Genomic DNA, 223 nt, shown 5'->3' on the forward strand with positions numbered 1-223 from the left:
TCTCTGTCGTCCGGATGGAGGATGTCCTCGCCCCAGACGACCCCGTCGTCGCCCTCTATCGCGCCGACGCTGTACCCCGTGAGATCTTCGACTTCGCCCCTGACGGTCTCCATCGGCCACGTCGGTTCGTTCCGACACCGGTACACCATCCCCGGCAGGTTGCTGATGAGCGTCTCCAACCGCCGCGTCCGTTCCGCGGCGATGCGTCGCGACCGATGCGCCT

At 66.8% G+C, this 223-nt stretch carries 1 pseudogene; it reads right to left on the reverse strand.

The features are described 5' to 3' along the window. Positions 1 to 223: pseudogene (locus EXE45_RS20225) on the reverse strand (HTR-like protein); the annotation flags it as partial.

The sequence above is a fragment of the Halorubrum sp. SP9 genome (assembly GCF_005435015.1).
In the GTDB taxonomy this organism is placed as follows: domain Archaea; phylum Halobacteriota; class Halobacteria; order Halobacteriales; family Haloferacaceae; genus Halorubrum; species Halorubrum sodomense.